At 69.4% G+C, this 17,241-nt stretch carries 15 protein-coding genes; 2 read left to right on the plus strand and 13 right to left on the minus strand.

All coding sequences use genetic code 11. The annotated features are described in order from the left end of the window. The first annotated feature begins 76 nt into the window (after positions 1-76). On the plus strand, positions 77-1,195 hold the full coding sequence (locus tag ABD355_RS01140) for a glycerate kinase (protein ID WP_344398134.1): 1,119 nt from the start codon (positions 77-79) through the stop codon (positions 1,193-1,195). Between the two features lie 203 nt (positions 1,196-1,398). Here the strand turns inward: ABD355_RS01140 and pssA are convergent, their stop codons facing one another. The 9 genes from pssA to ABD355_RS01185 all read right to left on the minus strand — a co-directional run bounded on the left by pssA (position 1,399) and on the right by ABD355_RS01185 (position 12,435). Beyond that, positions 1,399-2,217 carry a CDP-diacylglycerol--serine O-phosphatidyltransferase gene (gene pssA / locus ABD355_RS01145; RefSeq protein WP_030936949.1) on the minus strand — a complete coding sequence of 273 codons (819 nt, stop codon included), beginning with the start codon at positions 2,215-2,217 and terminating at the stop codon, positions 1,399-1,401. A gap of 22 nt (positions 2,218-2,239) precedes the next feature. Next, positions 2,240-2,896 carry a phosphatidylserine decarboxylase gene (locus ABD355_RS01150; RefSeq protein ID WP_115910141.1) on the minus strand — a complete coding sequence of 219 codons (657 nt, stop codon included), beginning with the start codon at positions 2,894-2,896 and terminating at the stop codon, positions 2,240-2,242. A 170-nt stretch (positions 2,897-3,066) separates the two neighbouring features. Beyond that, entirely contained in the window at positions 3,067-4,272 is a 1,206-nt protein-coding gene (locus tag ABD355_RS01155; protein WP_344398033.1) for an acyl-CoA dehydrogenase family protein, read from the minus strand. A gap of 5 nt (positions 4,273-4,277) precedes the next feature. After that, on the minus strand, positions 4,278-4,784 hold the full coding sequence (locus ABD355_RS01160) for a MaoC family dehydratase (protein ID WP_059195327.1): 507 nt from the start codon (positions 4,782-4,784) through the stop codon (positions 4,278-4,280). 5 nt (positions 4,785-4,789) lie between these two features. Further along, on the minus strand, positions 4,790-5,755 hold the full coding sequence (locus ABD355_RS01165; protein ID WP_115910143.1) for an HpcH/HpaI aldolase/citrate lyase family protein: 966 nt from the start codon (positions 5,753-5,755) through the stop codon (positions 4,790-4,792). After that, positions 5,752-7,785 carry a protein meaA gene (locus tag ABD355_RS01170; RefSeq protein ID WP_344398136.1) on the minus strand — a complete coding sequence of 678 codons (2,034 nt, stop codon included), beginning with the start codon at positions 7,783-7,785 and terminating at the stop codon, positions 5,752-5,754. The genes ABD355_RS01165 and ABD355_RS01170 overlap by 4 nt, the downstream gene beginning before the upstream one ends. Before the next feature lie 155 nt (positions 7,786-7,940). Further along, complete coding sequence (gene ccrA / locus ABD355_RS01175; protein WP_344398034.1) at positions 7,941-9,284, minus strand: crotonyl-CoA carboxylase/reductase; 1,344 nt, start codon at positions 9,282-9,284, stop codon at positions 7,941-7,943. Between the two features lie 390 nt (positions 9,285-9,674). Next, the gene (locus ABD355_RS01180) at positions 9,675-10,493 is read right to left on the minus strand and encodes a TetR family transcriptional regulator (RefSeq protein WP_344398035.1); all 819 of its coding nucleotides are present in this window, start codon (positions 10,491-10,493) and stop codon (positions 9,675-9,677) included. 136 nt (positions 10,494-10,629) lie between these two features. After that, positions 10,630-12,435, minus strand: a complete 1,806-nt coding sequence (locus tag ABD355_RS01185) for a 3-hydroxyacyl-CoA dehydrogenase family protein (protein ID WP_344398036.1) — start codon at positions 12,433-12,435, stop codon at positions 10,630-10,632. A 397-nt stretch (positions 12,436-12,832) separates the two neighbouring features. Here ABD355_RS01185 and ABD355_RS01190 point away from each other — a divergent pair, with 397 nt between their 5' ends. Then, positions 12,833-13,408 (plus strand): adenylosuccinate lyase, encoded by a 576-nt coding sequence (locus ABD355_RS01190; RefSeq protein ID WP_344398037.1) that lies wholly within the window; start codon positions 12,833-12,835, stop codon positions 13,406-13,408. Positions 13,409-13,415: 7 nt separating this feature from the next. Here the strand turns inward: ABD355_RS01190 and ABD355_RS01195 are convergent, their stop codons facing one another. From ABD355_RS01195 to ABD355_RS01210, 4 genes are all read right to left on the minus strand, one after another. Then, positions 13,416-13,916, minus strand: coding sequence for a GNAT family N-acetyltransferase (locus tag ABD355_RS01195; protein ID WP_344398137.1), 501 nt, complete (start codon positions 13,914-13,916; stop codon positions 13,416-13,418). A 20-nt stretch (positions 13,917-13,936) separates the two neighbouring features. After that, entirely contained in the window at positions 13,937-14,335 is a 399-nt protein-coding gene (locus ABD355_RS01200; protein ID WP_344398038.1) for a RidA family protein, read from the minus strand. 62 nt (positions 14,336-14,397) lie between these two features. After that, on the minus strand, positions 14,398-15,993 hold the full coding sequence (locus ABD355_RS01205; protein WP_344398039.1) for an alpha/beta hydrolase: 1,596 nt from the start codon (positions 15,991-15,993) through the stop codon (positions 14,398-14,400). A gap of 135 nt (positions 15,994-16,128) precedes the next feature. Continuing rightward, the gene (locus ABD355_RS01210; protein WP_344398040.1) at positions 16,129-17,172 is read right to left on the minus strand and encodes an Rv2578c family radical SAM protein; all 1,044 of its coding nucleotides are present in this window, start codon (positions 17,170-17,172) and stop codon (positions 16,129-16,131) included. Positions 17,173-17,241: the final 69 nt, after the last annotated feature.

The raw sequence follows: 17,241 nt of genomic DNA on the forward strand, positions 1-17,241 counted from the left end.
GTTAAGGTCGCAGCGGCGCGACTGGCCTTGACGTGCGCGAGGCCCGGAGAGCAAGGGGAAACAGGTGACACAGCGCGTGCTCATCGCCGCGGACAAGTTCAAGGGGTCGCTGACGGCCGTGCAGGTCGCCGAGCGGGTGACGGCCGGGCTGCGCCGGGTCGTGCCGGAGCTCCAGGTGGAGTCGCTGCCCGTGGCCGACGGCGGCGACGGGACCGTGGACGCGGCGGTCGCGGCCGGTTTCGAGCGGCGCGAGGTGCGCGTCGCGGGGCCGCTGGGCGACGAGGTCACGGCGGCCTTCGCACTGCGCGCGGGCACGGCGGTCGTGGAGATGGCCGAGGCGAGCGGGCTGCAGCGACTGCCGGCCGGCGTCTTCGCACCGCTCACGGCATCGACGTACGGCTCCGGCGAGCTGCTGCGGGCCGCGCTGGACGCGGGCGCGCGCACGATCGTCTTCGGCGTCGGCGGCAGCGCGACCACCGACGGCGGGGCCGGGATGCTGTCGGCGCTCGGGGCACGGTTCCTGGACGCGGAGGGCGAGCCGGTTCCCCCGGGCGGCGGCGGACTGAGCGAGCTGGCCTCCGCCGATCTGTCCGGCCTGGACCCGCGTCTCGCCTCCGTCGAACTGGTCCTGGCGAGCGACGTCGACAACCCGCTGACCGGCCCGAAGGGCGCACCCGCCGTCTACGGCCCGCAGAAGGGCGCCGCCCCGGACGATGTGGAGGCCCTGGACACGGCCCTCGCGCACTACGCGAAGGTGCTGGAGGAGGCGGTCGGCGCGAAGGCGGCGGAATTCGCCGCATCACCGGGGGCGGGTGCGGCGGGCGGCATCGGGTACGGCGCCCTGCTCCTCGGTGCCGGTTTCCGCCCCGGCATCGAGGTGATGCTCGATGTGCTCGGATTCGCGCCGGCGCTGGAGTGGGCGGATCTGGTGATCACCGGGGAGGGGTCCCTGGACGAGCAGACGCTGCACGGCAAGGCGCCGGCGGGGGTCGCCGCCGCCGCGCGTGCCGCGGACAAGGAGGTCGTCGCCGTGTGCGGCCGTCTGGCGCTGCCGCCGGACGCGCTGGGGCGGGCGGGGATCCGGCGGGCGTACCCGCTGACCTCCGTGGAGCCGGACGTGGCGAAGTGCATCGCGGACGCCGGGCCGATCCTGGAGCGGGTGGCGGAGCAGATCGGCCGGGACTTCCTGACCTGAGGCCGGGGTTTTTCGCCCCCGCCGCCCCTTCCCGTCCCGACCCGGGGGCCAGCCCCCGGACCCCCGCTCCTCAAACGCCGGAGGGGCTGGATCCGGCTCAGCCCACTCAGCCCGTCCGGCGTTTGAGGACGAGGCCGTTCAGGCCGAAACCGAAGGGCCCCGAACCAATGGGTTCGGGGCCCTTCGGCGTCGTACAAGCGCCGCTACGGCAACTGCGCCGCCCGTGCCTCGCGTCGGTTGTCGCGGAAGTTGTTCACCCGGCGGGCCGTGGCGAACAGGGGGATCACCGCACCGGTGACCAGCTGGAGCGCGCACCCCGTCTGGAGGAGCAGCTGGCCGCTCGGGGCGTCGAACGCCCAGGCCGCCAGCAGGCCCATCGACACGACGATCCAGGACAGCATCGCCACCGCGAGGCGGCCCCGCGGCTTCGGATACTCGACCCGGCTCACCATCAGCCAGGCGGTGCCGAGGATCGCCAGCAGGGTCGCCACGAAGGGCAGCTCCAGCAGGACGATCGAGACGACGGTCAGCGCGCCGAACGGTGACGGCATGCCCTGGAACATGCCGTTCGGGACGGTCACGCACGAGAATCTCGCCAGACGCAGCACCACGGCCAGGAGCACCACGATTGCCCCGACCGCGGCCACCCGCTGATGTGCGTCGTCCGCGACCATGCCGTAGACGAGGACGAAGTACGCCGGCGCCAGACCGAAGCTGATCAGGTCCGACAGGTTGTCCAGCTCCGCGCCCATGGGGGAGGAGCGCAGCTTGCGTGCCACCAGGCCGTCGAACAGGTCGAAGACCGCCGCGCACAGCATCAGGATGACCGCGGTGGCCGCGCTGTGGCGGGCCATGCCGGTCTCCTGGTCGCCGGTGAGGTGCGGGATCAGGATGCCGGTGGTGGTGAAGTACACCGCCATGAAGCCGCACGTGGCGTTGCCCAGGGTGAGGGTGTCCGCTATTGAGAGGCGGAGAGAGAGGGGCATCTCCTCCTCTTCGTCCACCTCGTCGGCCTCGGGCACCCAGCCCGCCTGGGTATCAGGATCAATCACGGTCAATGCGAGTCACCCCAGCCACGGTCTTCTGGCCGACCTCGACCGCGACGTCCACGCCCTCGGGCAGGTAGATGTCGACGCGCGAGCCGAAGCGGATCAGACCGATGCGGTCACCCTGCTCGACCTTCGTCCCCTGCGGGATGTACGGCACGATGCGGCGGGCCACCGCGCCGGCGATCTGGATCATCTCGATGTCGCCGAGTTCGGTGTCGAAATGCCAGACTACGCGCTCGTTGTTCTCGCTCTCCTTGTTGAACGCCGGAACGAACCCGCCGGGGATGTGCTCGACCGACGTCACCTCGCCGGAGAGCGGCGCGCGGTTGACGTGGACGTTGAGCGGGCTCATGAAGATCGCGACGCGGGTACGGCCGTCCTTCCACGGCATGATGCTCTGCACCACACCGTCGGCGGGCGAGATGACCCGGCCCGGGGCGATCTCGCGCTCGGGGTCGCGGAAGAACCACAGCATGCCCGCCGCGAGCGCGGTGGCGGGCACGGCCACGGCCTTGGCGACGCCGGAGCGGCGCGCACGGGCCAGGCTGAGGGCTGCGGTGGCGACGGTCGGCAGAAGCCACGGCGATGCTCCGCGCGCGAGGCGTACGCCGGCCCGGCTGTCGCGTGGTGCAGAGGTTTGGCTGTGGGGCATGGATGACCTTCGTAGCGGATGATGCCGCGCTGTAACGGGGGACGGCGGCTTTCCCGGGATGGTACCGGTCGCGGGCCGCAACTGGGCAAGCCAGGAAGCCGAGTCGGCGGCCGAAGAGTGCTGACGGGGTGTGATCTTCTTCTCCAAGAAAACACCCCGTATCCGGACATCTAGCCCTGGAACCGATACTCTTCGAGCAGCCTGCGGCCGATGATCATTTTTTGGATCTCGGCCGTACCTTCACCGATCAGCAACATCGGGGCCTCGCGGTAGAGGCGCTCGATCTCGTACTCCTTGGAGAAGCCGTAGCCGCCGTGGATCCGGAAGGCGTCCTCCACGACCTCCTTGCAGTACTCGGAGGCGAGGTACTTCGCCATGCCGGCCTCAAGGTCGTTTCGCTCCCCGGAGTCCTTTTTGCGTGCCGCGTTGACCATCATGGCATGCGCGGCCTCGACCTTGGTAGCCATCTCGGCCAGCTTGAACTGGATGGCCTGGTGCTGGGCGATCGGCTTGCCGAACGTGTGGCGCTGCTGGGCGTACTGGACGCCGAGCTCGAACGCACGCTGGGCGACGCCGCAGCCACGCGCCGCCACGTTGACGCGGCCGACCTCCACGCCGTCCATCATTTGGTAAAAACCCCGGCCGGTCTCGCCACCGAGCACACGGTTGGCCGGAATGCGCAGGCCGTCCATGATGAGTTCGGTGGTGTCGACGCCCTTGTAGCCCATCTTGTCGATCTTCCCGGGGATGGTGAGGCCGGGGCGGACCTCTCCGAAGCCGGGCTCCTTCTCGACCAGGAAGGTCGTCATCGACTTGTGGGGCGCGGTGCCCTCGGGGTGTCCTTCATCACTTCGGACGAGTACGGCGACCAGGCTTGACGTTCCGCCGTTGGTCAGCCACATCTTCTGGCCGTTGAGGACGTACTCGTCGCCGTCCTTGACCGCCTTGGAGGTGATGGCGGACACGTCCGAGCCGAGGCCCGGCTCCGACATCGAGAAGGCGCCGCGGATGTCGCCCGCCGCCATGCGCGGCAGGAAGTGGTCCTTCTGCTCCTGTGTGCCGTGCTGCTTGAGCATGTACGCCACGATGAAGTGCGTGTTGATGATGCCGGACACCGACATCCAGCCACGGGCGATCTCCTCGACGCACAGGGCGTAGGTGAGGAGCGACTCGCCCAGGCCCCCGTACTCCTCGGGGATCATCAGGCCGAACAGGCCGAGTTCCTTGAGGCCGTCGACGATCGCTTGCGGGTACTCGTCGCGGTGCTCCAGCTCGGTGGCGACCGGGATGATCTCCTTGTCCACGAAGTCGCGGACGGTGGAGAGGATCTCCTGCTGGATGTCGGTCAGACCGGCGGTCTGGGCGAGGCGTGCCATCGGGCTCAGCCCTCCTGAAGTTCCGGGCGGCCGGGCTGCTCGCCGCCGCGCTCCTTGATGTACGTCTCGGTGGGCACCATCACCTTGCGGCGGAACACGCAGACCAGCGTGCCGTCCTGCTTGTAGCCCTTGGTCTCGACGTAGACGATCCCGCGGTCGTTCTTGGACTTCGACGGCCACTTGTCGAGCACGGTCGTCTGGCCGTAGATCGTGTCGCCGTGGAAGGTCGGCGCCACGTGCTTGAGCGACTCGATCTCCAGGTTGGCGATCGCCTTGCCGGAGATGTCCGGCACGGACATGCCGAGCAGCAGGGAGTAGATGTAGTTGCCCACGACGACGTTCTTGCCGAAGTCCGTCGTCTTCTCCGCATAGTTGGTGTCCATGTGGAGCGGGTGGTGGTTCATGGTGAGGAGACAGAACAGGTGGTCGTCGTACTCCGTGACCGTCTTGCCCGGCCAGTGCTTGTACGTCGCGCCGACCTCGAACTCCTCGTAGGTGCGTCCGAACTGCATCGCGCTCAGGCCTCCGGGATCTCGAACTTCGACGTGCGCTGCATACCGGCCGCACGCCCCTTGCCGGAGATGACCAGCGCCATCTTGCGGCTGGCCTCGTCGATCATCTCGTCGCCGAGCATCGCGGAGCCCTTCTTGCCGCCCGCCTCGGACGTGTAGTAGTCGTACGCGTCCAGGATCAGCTCGGCGTGGTCGTAGTCCTCCTGCGAGGGCGAGAAGATCTCGTTGGACGCCTCGACCTGGCCCGGGTGCAGCACCCACTTGCCGTCGAAGCCGAGGGCCGCGGCGCGCTGGGCGACCTCGCGGTAGCCGTCGATGTTGCGGATCTGCAGGTAGGGGCCGTCGATCGCCTGGAGGTTGTTGGCGCGGGCGGCCATCAGGATCTTCATCAGGATGTAGTGGTAGGCGTCCGCCGGGTAGCCGGGCGGCTGCTCGCCCACGACCAGCGACTTCATGTTGATCGAGGCCATGAAGTCGGCCGGGCCGAAGATGATCGTCTCGACGCGCTGGGAGGCCGTCGCGATCTCGTTGACGTTGTTGAGCCCCTGGGCGTTCTCGATCTGCGCCTCGATGCCGATCTTGCCGACCTCGAAGCCCATGGTCTTCTCGATCTGGGTCAGCAGGAGGTCCAGGGCGACGATCTGCTGGGCCGTCTGCACCTTCGGCAGCATGATGCAGTCGAGGTTCTGGCCGGCGCCCTCGACGACCGTGACGACGTCGCGGTACGTCCACTCGGTCGTCCAGTCGTTGACGCGCACGACCCTCGTCTTGCCGGTCCAGTCGCCCTCGTTGAGGAACTTGACGATGGTGTGCCGCGCCTCGGGCTTGGCGAGCGGGGCGCACGCGTCCTCGAGGTCGAGGAAGACCTGGTCGGCGGGGAGGCCCTGCGCCTTCTCCAGGAAGCGGGGGTTGCTCCCGGGGACCGCGAGGCAGGAGCGTCGCGGACGCAGACGGTTGACGGGCGTGGTCATGCGGGGACCTCCAGGGGGTCGAGCTTGTTCGCTTTCCGGATCTCGTCGACGATGCGGCCGATGATTCCGGTGATGTCGAAGTCCTTCGGGGTGAAGACCGCGGCCACTCCGGCGGCCCGCAGCTGTTCGGCGTCGCCATTGGGGATGATGCCACCGGCGATCACCGGTATATCTGTGGCACCGGCCACACGGAGGCGCTCCAGCACGTCCGGGACCAGCTGGGCGTGCGAGCCGGACAGGATGGACAGGCCGACCGCGTGCACGTCCTCGGCGAGGGCCGCGTCCACGATTTGTTCGGGGGTGAGCCGGATGCCCTGGTAGACCACCTCGAAGCCGGCGTCACGGGCCCGCACGGCGATCTGCTCGGCGCCGTTGGAGTGCCCGTCCAGGCCGGGCTTGCCGACCAGGAAGCGGAGCTTGCCGACGCCGAGGTCCTTGGCCGTCAGGTCGACCTTGCGCCGCACCTCGGACATGGCCGAGCCTTCCTCGGCTGCGACCGCGACCGGCGCGGACGAGACGCCCGTCGGCGCGCGGAACTCGCCGAACACCTCGCGCAGGGCCCCGGCCCACTCGCCGGTCGTGACTCCGGCGCGGGCGCACTCCAGGGTGGCCTCCATGAGGTTGTCGGTGCCCTTGGCGGCCTCCTTCAGCCTCTCCAGCGCCTTGCAGGGGCGCGGGTGGTTGAAGGGCGGCTGGTAGCGGGTGTCGCGCCAGTGCTGCAGCGAGGCGATGACCCGGGCCTCGACAGCTGGATCAACCGTCTGGATGGCTGTATCGAGATCGGCCGTGAGTGGATTGGGTTCGGTCGTCTCGAAGATGTTGACGCCCACGATCTTCTCTTGACCGGACTCGATACGGGCGCGGCGCTCGGCGTGCGAGGAGACGAGCTGCGACTTGAGATAGCCGGACTCGACGGCGGCCATCGCGCCGCCCATCTCCTGGATCCGCTCGATCTCGGCCAGGGACTCCTCGACGAGCCCCGCCACCTTCGCCTCGATGACGTGCGAGCCCTCGAAGATGTCCTCGTACTCCAGCAGGTCGCTCTCGTGCGCCAGGACCTGCTGGATGCGCAGCGACCACTGCTGGTCCCAGGGACGGGGCAGGCCCAACGCCTCGTTCCAGGCCGGGAGCTGGACGGCACGCGCGCGTGCGTCCTTGGAGAGGGTCACGGCCAGCATCTCCAGCACGATGCGCTGGACGTTGTTCTCCGGCTGCGCCTCGGTCAGACCCAGGGAGTTGACCTGGGCGCCGTAGCGGAAGCGGCGGTGCTTGGGGTTCTGGATGCCGTAGCGCTCGAGTGTGATCTTGTCCCAGATCCGCCCGAAGGCGCGCATCTTGCACATCTCCTCGATGAACCGGACGCCCGCGTTCACGAAGAAGGAGATACGGCCGACGACGTCGCCCATGCGCTCCTGCGGCACCTGACCGGAGTCCCGGACGGCGTCCAGGACGGCGATCGCCGTGGACATCGCGTACGCGATCTCCTGGACCGGCGTGGCGCCCGCCTCCTGCAGGTGGTAGCTGCAGATGTTGATCGGGTTCCACTTCGGGAGGTGGGAGACCGTGTACGCGATCATGTCCGTCGTCAGACGGAGGCTCGGCCCCGGCGGGAAGACGTGCGTGCCGCGGGACAGGTACTCCTTGACGATGTCGTTCTGGGTCGTGCCCTGGAGCCGGGTGACGTCCGCACCCTGCTCCTCGGCGACGACCTGGTAGAGCGCCAGCAGCCACATGGCGGTGGCGTTGATCGTCATCGAGGTGTTCATCTGCTCCAGGGGGATGTCCTGGAACAGCCGGCGCATGTCACCGAGGTGCGCGACCGGCACTCCGACCCGGCCGACCTCGCCGCGGGCGAGGATGTGGTCGGAGTCGTAGCCGGTCTGCGTCGGCAGGTCGAACGCGACCGACAGGCCCGTCTGGCCCTTGGCGAGGTTGCGCCGGTACAGCTCGTTGGACGCCTCGGCCGTGGAGTGACCGGCGTACGTGCGCATGAGCCACGGCCGGTCCCTTTCCCTTTGTGCCTGCGCCAGAGGGCGCTCTGTGTCGGAGCCGACGTTCCTCAGCCCGCGGTCGCTGCGCTCCCTTGTCTTCGTCTCTTTCGGCTCCGACGCACCCTCAGGCGCAGGCACGGGCTCCCGCACACCTTCGGCGGGCTGACGCTCAGTCATCTATGACCTCGGGTGTCTCAGATGTTGCGGAAGCGGTTGATGGCGTCGATGTGCTTGGCGCGCAGCTCCTCGTCGCGCACGCCGAGGCCTTCCTCGGGGGCCAGGCACAGCACGCCGACCTTGCCCTGGTGGAGGTTGCGGTGCACGTCGTAGGCCGCCTGCCCGGTCTCCTCCAGGGAGTAGGTCTTCGACAGCGTCGGGTGGATCTTGCCCTTCGCGATGAGCCGGTTGGCCTCCCAGGCCTCGCGGTAGTTGGCGAAGTGCGAGCCGATGATCCGCTTCAGCGACATCCACAGGTAGCGGTTGTCGTACTCGTGCATGTAGCCGGAGGTCGAGGCGCAGGTGGTGATGGTGCCGCCCTTGCGGGTGACGAACACGGAGGCGCCGAAGGTCTCGCGGCCGGGGTGCTCGAAGACGATGTCGATGTCCTCGCCGCCGGTCAGTTCGCGGATGCGCTTGCCGAAGCGCTTCCACTCCTTCGGGTCCTGGGTGTTCTCGTCCTTCCAGAACTTGTAGCCCTCGGCGTTGCGGTCGATGATCGCCTCGGCGCCCATCGAGCGGCAGATCTCCGCCTTCTGCGGGCTGGAGACGACACAGATCGGGTTGGCGCCGCCGGCCAGCGCGAACTGGGTGGCGTACGAGCCGAGGCCGCCGCTGGCGCCCCAGATCAGGACGTTGTCGCCCTGCTTCATGCCGGCGCCGTTGCGGGAGACCAGCTGCCGGTAGGCGGTGGAGTTGACCAGGCCCGGGGCGGCGGCCTCCTCCCAGCTGAGGTGGCCCGGCTTCGGCATCAGCTGGTTGGACTTGACGAGCGCGATCTCGGCGAGACCGCCGAAGTTCGTCTCGAAGCCCCAGATGCGCTGCTCGGGGTCGAGCATGGTGTCGTTGTGGCCGTCCGACGACTCCAGCTCGACGGACAGGCAGTGCGCGACGACCTCGTCACCGGGCTTCCAGGCGTTGACGCCCGGACCGGTGCGCAGGACGACGCCCGCGAGGTCGGAGCCGATGATGTGGTACGGCAGGTCGTGGCGCTTGGTCAGCTCCGACAGCCTGCCGTAGCGCTCCAGGAACCCGAAGGTCGACAGGGGCTCGAAGATCGAGGTCCACACGGAGTTGTAGTTGACCGAGGAGGCCATGACAGCCACCAGGGCCTCGCCCGGGCCGAGCTCCGGCAGCGGAACCTCGTCCAGGTGGATCGACTTGCGCGGGTCCTTGTCGCGGGTCTCCAGGCCCGCGAACATCTCCGTCTCGTCCTTGTGCACGGTGATCGCGCGGTACGACTCGGGGAGCGGCAGGGCGGCGAAGTCGGCCGGCGTCGAGTCCGGCGACTGGATCGCGTCCAGGATGTCCTTGGTGGTCACGGTGTTGCCTCCGGCGATACGCGTCCTGAGGGAGGGACGCTGAGGGTTACGTCGGTGCCGTCGGTTCGGCGGTCATGCTGTGCGGCAGCGCTTTGTGGCGCGGGAGGTTGCCTGTGACGCAGGCGTCCGGGCGGGGCAAGTCGATGACTTGTTGGGACAGCCGGCGTACGCATGGTCTCTGCACGCCGGCCGCCCGGACTCCTTCAACGTATGACACCGCGTGTCACCTGGCAAGGCACTGAGTGCCAGCAATCGCTCTCAGGTGAAATCTTTACGTAACAAATGAGCGATGATCGATCGAATGCGGCTTGAAATCTGCTCGAAAAGGGGCTCTGACATGCCAAAACGGCCACCCCGAAGGGTGGCCGTCATCACAGGGCGGAAGAGACCTCAGCGGTCCTTGAGCGCCTGCTCGATGGTCCGCATGACCTCGTCCAGCGGAGCGTCGGTGCGGGCGACGGTGACCAGGACCTCGCCCTGGGTGGAGACGGCCGCGGGAGCCGTCGGCCGGGTCGCCGTCGTGGTGCTGCGCCCCGCCCCGATGCCCGTCCCGAACGTCTTGCGCACGATCGCGAAGGCATGGTCGAGCTGCGCCTCCACGTCGCCCTGTCCGCCGGCCCGCAGCCAGCGTCTGAGGACGTGGTTGTGGGCGGTGACCACAGCGGACGCGGCGACCTCCGCGAGCAGCGGGTCGTCGTTGGCGTCGTCGTCGTGCGCGTGCTCGTCGAAGTGGCCGAGGAGATACCGGGTGAAGAGGCGCTCGTAACGCGCCACCGAGGCGATCTCCGCCTCACGCAGGGTGGGCACCTCGCGGGTGAGCTTGTAGCGGGCGACCGAGATCTCCGGCCGCGCCGCGTACATCCGCATGACTTCCTTGATGCCGCGGCACACCGTGTCGAGCGGGTGCTCGTGCGCGGGAGCCGCATTGAGCACGGCCTCCGCACGGATCAACGTGTCGTCGTGGTCGGGGAAGATCGCCTCTTCCTTGGAGCGGAAGTGGCGGAAGAAGGTGCGCCGCGCGACCCCGGCAGCGGCCGCGATCTCGTCGACGGTGGTCGCCTCGTACCCCTTGGTCGCGAACAGCTCCATCGCCGCGGCCGCCAGTTCGCGGCGCATCTTGAGCCGCTGGGCGGCCGCGCGACTGCCTGCGGCACTTTCCGGCGCGTCGGGCGTGGCTGGTGTACGTGAGGACTTGGCGGGCTGGGACATGACCCGAACGTACTGCATGTGCGCAGCTTGTTGCGCGTGTACCGGGGTTACCCCGCCCTGCACGGGCGGGGGTCCTCCGGTGGGGCCGAGCAGTCCGCCCCAGTCCGTCTCGCCTCTGAACCAGTCGCCGGCGCCGTCAGCGGCGGGCATATTCGCGGAAGCCACGGCCCGTCTTGCGGCCGAGGCAGCCCGCGGCCACCAGGTGCTCCAGGAGCGGCGCGGGGGCCAGGCCCGGGTCGCGGAACTCGCGGTGCAGGACCTTCTCGATCGCCAGGGAGACGTCGAGCCCGACGACGTCCAGGAGCTCGAAGGGGCCCATCGGGTAGCCGCCGCCCAGCTTCATCGCCGCGTCGATGTCGTCAAGAGATGCATAGTGTTCCTGCACCATCTTGATCGCGTTGTTGAGGTACGGGAAAAGCAGCGCGTTCACGATGAAGCCTGCACGGTCGCCACAGTCGACGGCATGCTTCTTGATCCGTCCACACACCTCGCGGACCGTCGCGTGGACGTCCTCGGCCGTGAGCACCGTACGGACGACCTCGACCAGCTTCATCGCCGGCGCCGGGTTGAAGAAGTGCATGCCGATCACGTCCTGCGGGCGCGAGGTGGCGCGGGCGCAGGCGACGACGGGCAGCGAGGAGGTCGTGGTGGCCAGGACCGCGCCCGGCTTGCAGACCTTGTCCAGCGCCTGGAACAGCTGCTGCTTGATCTCCAGGTCCTCGGCGACGGCCTCGACGGCCAGGTCGACGTCGGCGAAGGACTCGTAGGAGCCGGCTGCGGTGATCCGGTCGAGGGTCTGCGCCGCCGCCTCGGCGGTCATCCGGCCCTTGTCGACGGAGCGCGAGAGGGACTTGCCGATACGGGCCTTGGCGGTCTGCGCCTTCTCCTCGCTGCGGGCGGCGAGGACGACCTCGTAACCGGCCTTGGCGAAGACCTCCGCGATGCCGGACGCCATGGTGCCGGAGCCGGCGACACCGACGGAGCGGACCTCGCGGCCCGGGGTGAGGGCGGCACCGTCCAGGGGCGTCAGCGCGTCCCGCACGACGGTGGCGCTGCCGGGGGCCTCGTAGGTGTAGAAGCCGCGGCCCGACTTGCGGCCGGTCAGGCCCGCCTCGCTGAGCTGCTTGAGAATCGGGGCGGGGGCGTGCAGCCGGTCGTGGGACTCGGCGTACATGGCCTCCAGGACCGTGCGTGCGGTGTCCACACCGATCAGGTCGAGCAGCGCGAGCGGGCCCATCGGCAGACCGCAGCCTAGCCGCATCGCCGCGTCGATGTCCTCGCGGGAGGCGTACTTGGCCTCGTACATCGCGGCGGCCTGGTTGAGGTAGCCGAACAGCAGCCCGTCGGCGACGAACCCGGGCCGGTCGCCGACCGCCACGGGCTCCTTGCCGAGGTCGAGGGCGAGGTTGGTGACCGCGGTGACGGCGGTCGGCGCGGTGAGGACGGACGAGACGACCTCGACCAGCTTCATCGCCGGCGCCGGGTTGAAGAAGTGCAGGCCGAGCACGCGCTCCGGACGGGCCGAGTCGGCGGCCAGACGGGTCACGGACAGGGCGTTGGTGCCGGTCGCCAGGATGGTCTCCGGGCGGACGATGCCGTCGAGCTCGCGGAAGATCTGGTGCTTGATCTCGTACGACTCCGGAGCCACCTCGATGACGAGGTCGGCGTCGGCCGCGGCCCGCAGATCGGTGGAGGTGCTCACGCGGGCGAGGACGTCCGCGCGCTCCTGCTCGGTGAGCCGGCCCTTCTCCACGGCGCGGGCGGTGGCCGCCTCCAGGGTGGCGACGGCCTTGGCCGCCGCGGCCTCGCTGATGTCGATGCCGACGACCTTGCGGCCGGCCTTGGCGAGGACCTCGGTGATACCGGTGCCCATGGTGCCGAGGCCGACGACGGCAATGGTCGTGAGCGAAGCGGAAGGGGTGTGGGACAGGGGAGTGGCCATCGCGGGACTCCAGGCATGAGGGTGACGACTGGGAGAGCGCCCGGGTGCGCCGAGGGAAGGCCGGCCTGAGCCGGGCCTGGCGCACCGGGTGCATGAAAGCAATGCGGGTGTTGCCGGGCTGCAAGCGCACACGCCCGGTGCCGTCGCCGTGGGCGCGCACACGCCTGGAGCGAACGGTGAGAATCCGACCGGCCCTGTCCCGTGGCCGGGTCGTGCTGCGGTACCTGATGTACCGAACCGACTTGCTCTTACGGCAGCTGCGTCACCAGGCCGCCGCAAGCGGGTGCGAGTGGGTAACTCGCTCGTCTGAGCTTAACCGGCGGGTAACGAGCGCGCCAGTCCCCGTGTTTGTGATGTGCGTCCCGAGAGATCGGCGGCCCCTCTAATCTTCGGTGTCATGGACGAAGAGTTGCGATCGCTCACGGAGCGTTTACGGGCGGAGTCGGGGGCGACGGCCGCGTACGACCGTCTCGTGGCCACCGAGGATCCCGACGAGCTGGCGCGGGTCCTCACCGAGCCCGGGCAGCCGCTGTGGGCCAGGGAGCTGGCCGCGTTCCGGCTGGGGCTCGCGGGTGACCGGCGTGCCTTCGAGTCCCTCGTCCTGTTCCTGAACCACCGCGACCCGCAGCGCTGCGCCTCCGCCGCCCACGCCCTCGCCCGCCTGGACGACCCGCGCACCGCCCGCGCGGCGGCCGCCCTCGCCACCAACGAACTCCGCGTCGCCTACGCCCTCCATCCGGTCCGGCTCCTTGCGGAGCTGCGCGCCCCCGAGTCCGTGCCCGCGCTGATCACCACGCTGGAGCGCAGACTGCGCCCGCACGACCCGTACCGCCGGGTGGCGCTCGCCTGCGTGGAGGGCCTCGGCGCCCTGGAGGACGCCCGCGCCAGACCCGTACTCAACGAGGCACTGGCACACCCGGCGCTGGCGGAGGCGGCGGTGCGGGCGCTGGCCCGGATCCCGAGGCAGAGGTGAGGCCGCGTCAGCCGGTCAGGTCCCTGACGTACCGCACCTCCGGCACCTCGACCCCGTCCACCTCGAAGGGTTCCTCGGCGCCGTCGGGGCGGAAGTCCGACCGCTCGTAGAAGCGGCGGGCGCGCGCGTTCTCCTTGAGCACCCACAGGTACATCCGTGCGTGCCCGGCGGCCGTGCACCGCCGTACCGACTCCTCGATCAGTGCCCGCCCGACGCCCACGCCGTACGACTCGGGGGCCACGTACAGTGCGTACAACTCGAGCTCCGCGGTGCGGACTTCACCGTCCCGGTACGGGCCGTGGCAGGCCCAGCCGACGATCTCCCCGTCCTGCTCGGCGACCAGGTTCACCACATCGGCGCTGCCCCCCAGGAAATGGGTGCGGCGGCGCTCGGCGTCCTCCGACACGCTCATCGTGTCGAGGTAGGACTGCGGGACGATGCCCCGGTAGGCCGTCTGCCAGCCACCGACGCGGATCTCCGCCACGCGCTCGCAGTCCGCCAGGGTCATTTCGCGGACCAGGAGACCGCTCACCCGTCCACCACCGCGAAGGCCTCGATCTCCATCAGGAACTCGGGCCGGACCAGGGCGGCGACCTGTACCGCGGAGGCGGCGGGGAGGCGGTCGTCGGGTATGTGGGCGGCGCGGGCCCTGCGGATCGCGGGCAGGTGTGCCGTGTCCGTGACGAAGTAGGTGAGTTTGACGACGTCGGCGAAGGTCGCCCCGGCGGCGGCCAGACAGCGGCGGAGGTTCTCGAAGACCTGGCGGGCCTGGGCCTCGGCGTCGCCCTCGCCGACGAGCCTGCCCTCCTCGTCCAGCGCGAGCTGGCCGGCGATCGCGACGAAACGCCCCGTGCCCATGACGACGTGGCTGTACTGCGCGGCGGGGAAGACCCCGTCGGGGGTGGTGATCCTGGTCAGCTCACTCATGCGTCCATCGTGGACCATGGGTCTGACAACGCCTCCGACGGGACCTCACCTTCGGGTCGTGCTCAGCCGCGGAAGCCGATCAGCGCGTGCAGAGTTGCGCCGCTGTCGGACCCCGACGCCGCCTTGGTGCTCATCGGCGCCTTGGAGCTCAGCGGCTTGGGGTCGGGCGTCTTCGGGCACACCGCGTCGATCGGGCCGCCGCTGCGCGGCACCGTGCCGTCGGACAGGTATGCCGCCAGGTACTTGTCCAGGCAGGCGTTCCCGCTCAGCGTGATGCCGTGGTTGCCGCCGCCCTGCTCGACCACGAAGCTCGAGCCGGCCAGCAGACGGTGCACCGTCGCGCCGCCCTCGTACGGGGTGGCCGCGTCGTTGGTCGCCTGGAAAAGCAGCACCGGCGGCAGCTTGTCGTTGGCGACGTGCACCGGCTTCAGTGAATCCGTCGGCCAGAACGCGCACGGCGCGTTGTACCAGGCGTTGTTCCAGACCATGAACGGCGCCTTCTCGTAGACCGCCCAGTTGTCCTTGCGCCACTGGTTCCAGTCGCGCGGCCAGGGGGCGTCACGGCACTGCACCGAGGCGTAGATGCTGTAGCCGTTGTCCCCGGACGCGTCGACGGCGCCGAAGTTCTGGTACGCCTCGACCAGCGGGTCGGATTTCTTGTCGTTCACGTACGCCGCGAACGCCTCGGCCAGGTACGGCCAGTAGCCGTCGTAGTAGCCGCCCGGGACGAACGTGTCCTCCAGCTCGGAGGCCCCCACCTTGCCGCCGGCCGGCTTCTTGGCGACCGCCTTGCGCATCGCGTACCACTTGGCCTCGACCTTGGCCGGGTCGGTGCCGAGCCTGTACGTCGCGTCGTACTTGGCGATCCAGGCCATCAGGGCCTTGTGGCGGGCGTCGAAGGCGTGGTCCTGCGCGAGGTTGTCCTCGTACCAGACGCCGGTCGGGTCGACGATCGAGTCCAGGACCAGGTGCTTCACGCGCTGCGGGAAGAGCTTGGCGTACACGGCGCCCAGATAGGTGCCGTACGAATAGCCGAAGTAGCTGGTCTGCCGGGCGCCCAGGGCCGCGCGGATCGAGTCCATGTCCTGCACGGCCTGGAGGGTGTCGAGGTACGGCAGCAGGCTCGCGTACTTCGTGCCGCAGGCGGCGGCGAAGGACCTCGCGCGGTCGAGGTTGGTCTTCTCCAGGGCCGGTGTGCTCGGCACGGTGTCCGGGCGCACCGGGTTGAAATGGCCCGGCTCGCAGTCGAGGGCGGGCTTGCTCTTGCCGACCCCGCGCGGGTCGAAACCGATGATGTCGTACTGGGCCGCGACCGCCTTGGGCAGGGAGTTCGCGACGAATCCGGCGAGCGTGAGGCCGCTGCCGCCCGGGCCGCCGGGGTTGACCAGCAGCGGGCCCTGGCTTTTCTGCGCGGTGTGCTTCACGCGCGAGAGCGCAAGCGTGATCTGCTTCCCGTGCGGACGCTGGTGGTCGAGCGGCACATCGAGCGACGCGCACTGGAGCGTCGGATAGTTCGTGGTGGCGCAGTTCTTCCAGGTGAGTTTCGCGGCAGGAGCGTCTTGCGGGGACTGCGCGGTGCTCGCGCCCGCGGGGAGAGCCGTGAAGCTCCCGGCCACGACGACGGCGGCACCGCACAGCACGGCTGCGCGTTTTCTCATGAAGTCCTCCCAGGACGGAGGGTTTCGGACCGCGAGTCTCACGGTCCTCGCCGCATCGTCCCGGAAAGCCGCCTTTGAAGAACTCGTTCCGGCCAGACTTGACCCGATTGGGTCGCGGGATGCGCTCGTATGCTCTCAAATGAGAGTGAGTTGGGTCGGTTCGGACACCGCCGGCTCGGGTGCCTCGGGCGGCCGGATCCGCCGTGGCATCCCCGCGCGCGTGGGGCCGATCCCGTACTCCTGTGCCAGCTCGTGGACCTGACGGGTGATCCGGCGCTGGTACCACTTCGGGGCGTAGGCGCCGCCCGCGTACAGGCGCTCGTAGCGGCGCACCAGGTACGGGTGGTGCTGCCCCAGCCAGGCCATGAACCACTCGCGGGCGCCGGGGCGCAGATGCAGCACCAGCGGGGTGACGGAGGTGGCCCCGGAGGCTGCGATCGCCCGCACGGTGGCGCGCAGTTGGGCCGGCCGGTCGCTCAGGAACGGGATCACCGGGGCCATCAGCACACCGCACCCGATGCCGTGCTCGGCGAGCGTGCGGACCACGTCCAGGCGGCGCTCCGGCGCGGGCGTGCCCGGCTCCACCGTGCGCCACAGCTCGGTGTCGGTGAAGCCCACCGACACCGAGATGCCGACGTCCGTCACCTGGGCCGACTGCACCAGCAGATCGAGATCGCGCAGGATCAGCGTGCCCTTCGTCAGGATCGAGAAGGGGTTGGCGTGGTCGCGCAGGGCGGACAGGATGCCCGGCATCAGGCGGTAGCGGCCCTCGGCGCGCTGGTAGCAGTCGACGTTCGTGCCCATCGCGATGTGTTCGCCCTGCCAGCGGTGCGAGCCGAGCTGGCGGCGCAGCAGCTCCGGCGCGTTCACCTTGACCACGATCTGCGAGTCGAAGTCGAGCCCCGAGTCGAGGTCCAGATAGGTGTGCGTCTTGCGGGCGAAGCAGTACACGCACGCGTGCGAGCAGCCGCGGTACGGATTCACGGTCCACTCGAAGGGCATCCGCGAGACGCCCGGCACCCGGTTGATGATCGAGCGGGCCCGCACCTCGTGGAAGGTGATGCCACGGAATTCAGGCGTGTCGAAGGTGCGGCTCACGACCGCGTCCGCGCCGAACAGCGCGGCGTCCGCCGCCCGGCTGTGCCCGCCGGACTCCACTGTGAGGTTCTCCCACCGCATGACGCCTCCTCGGTAGCGCTGCCCCGAGTGAAACACGTGTTCGATTTCTCGTGCAAGGCCTGTTTCCGA

This window comes from Streptomyces longisporus (assembly GCF_039532765.1).
In the GTDB taxonomy this organism is placed as follows: Bacteria; Actinomycetota; Actinomycetes; order Streptomycetales; family Streptomycetaceae; genus Streptomyces; species Streptomyces longisporus.

What these genes read in the sequence shown, in the direction of transcription:
- ABD355_RS01150 (WP_115910141.1), bottom strand. Translation starts at nt 2,896, where the DNA reads ATGCCCCACAGCCAAACCTCTGCACCACGCGACAGCCGGGCCGGCGTA.
- ABD355_RS01155 (WP_344398033.1), bottom strand. Translation starts at nt 4,272, where the DNA reads ATGGCACGCCTCGCCCAGACCGCCGGTCTGACCGACATCCAGCAGGAG.
- ABD355_RS01160 (WP_059195327.1), bottom strand. Translation starts at nt 4,784, where the DNA reads ATGCAGTTCGGACGCACCTACGAGGAGTTCGAGGTCGGCGCGACGTAC.
- ABD355_RS01165 (WP_115910143.1), bottom strand. Translation starts at nt 5,755, where the DNA reads ATGACCACGCCCGTCAACCGTCTGCGTCCGCGACGCTCCTGCCTCGCG.
- ABD355_RS01180 (WP_344398035.1), bottom strand. Translation starts at nt 10,493, where the DNA reads ATGTCCCAGCCCGCCAAGTCCTCACGTACACCAGCCACGCCCGACGCG.
- ABD355_RS01185 (WP_344398036.1), bottom strand. Translation starts at nt 12,435, where the DNA reads ATGGCCACTCCCCTGTCCCACACCCCTTCCGCTTCGCTCACGACCATT.
- ABD355_RS01190 (WP_344398037.1), top strand. Translation starts at nt 12,833, where the DNA reads ATGGACGAAGAGTTGCGATCGCTCACGGAGCGTTTACGGGCGGAGTCG.
- ABD355_RS01195 (WP_344398137.1), bottom strand. Translation starts at nt 13,916, where the DNA reads ATGACCCTGGCGGACTGCGAGCGCGTGGCGGAGATCCGCGTCGGTGGC.
- ABD355_RS01200 (WP_344398038.1), bottom strand. Translation starts at nt 14,335, where the DNA reads ATGAGTGAGCTGACCAGGATCACCACCCCCGACGGGGTCTTCCCCGCC.
- ABD355_RS01205 (WP_344398039.1), bottom strand. Translation starts at nt 15,993, where the DNA reads ATGAGAAAACGCGCAGCCGTGCTGTGCGGTGCCGCCGTCGTCGTGGCC.
- ABD355_RS01210 (WP_344398040.1), bottom strand. Translation starts at nt 17,172, where the DNA reads ATGCGGTGGGAGAACCTCACAGTGGAGTCCGGCGGGCACAGCCGGGCG.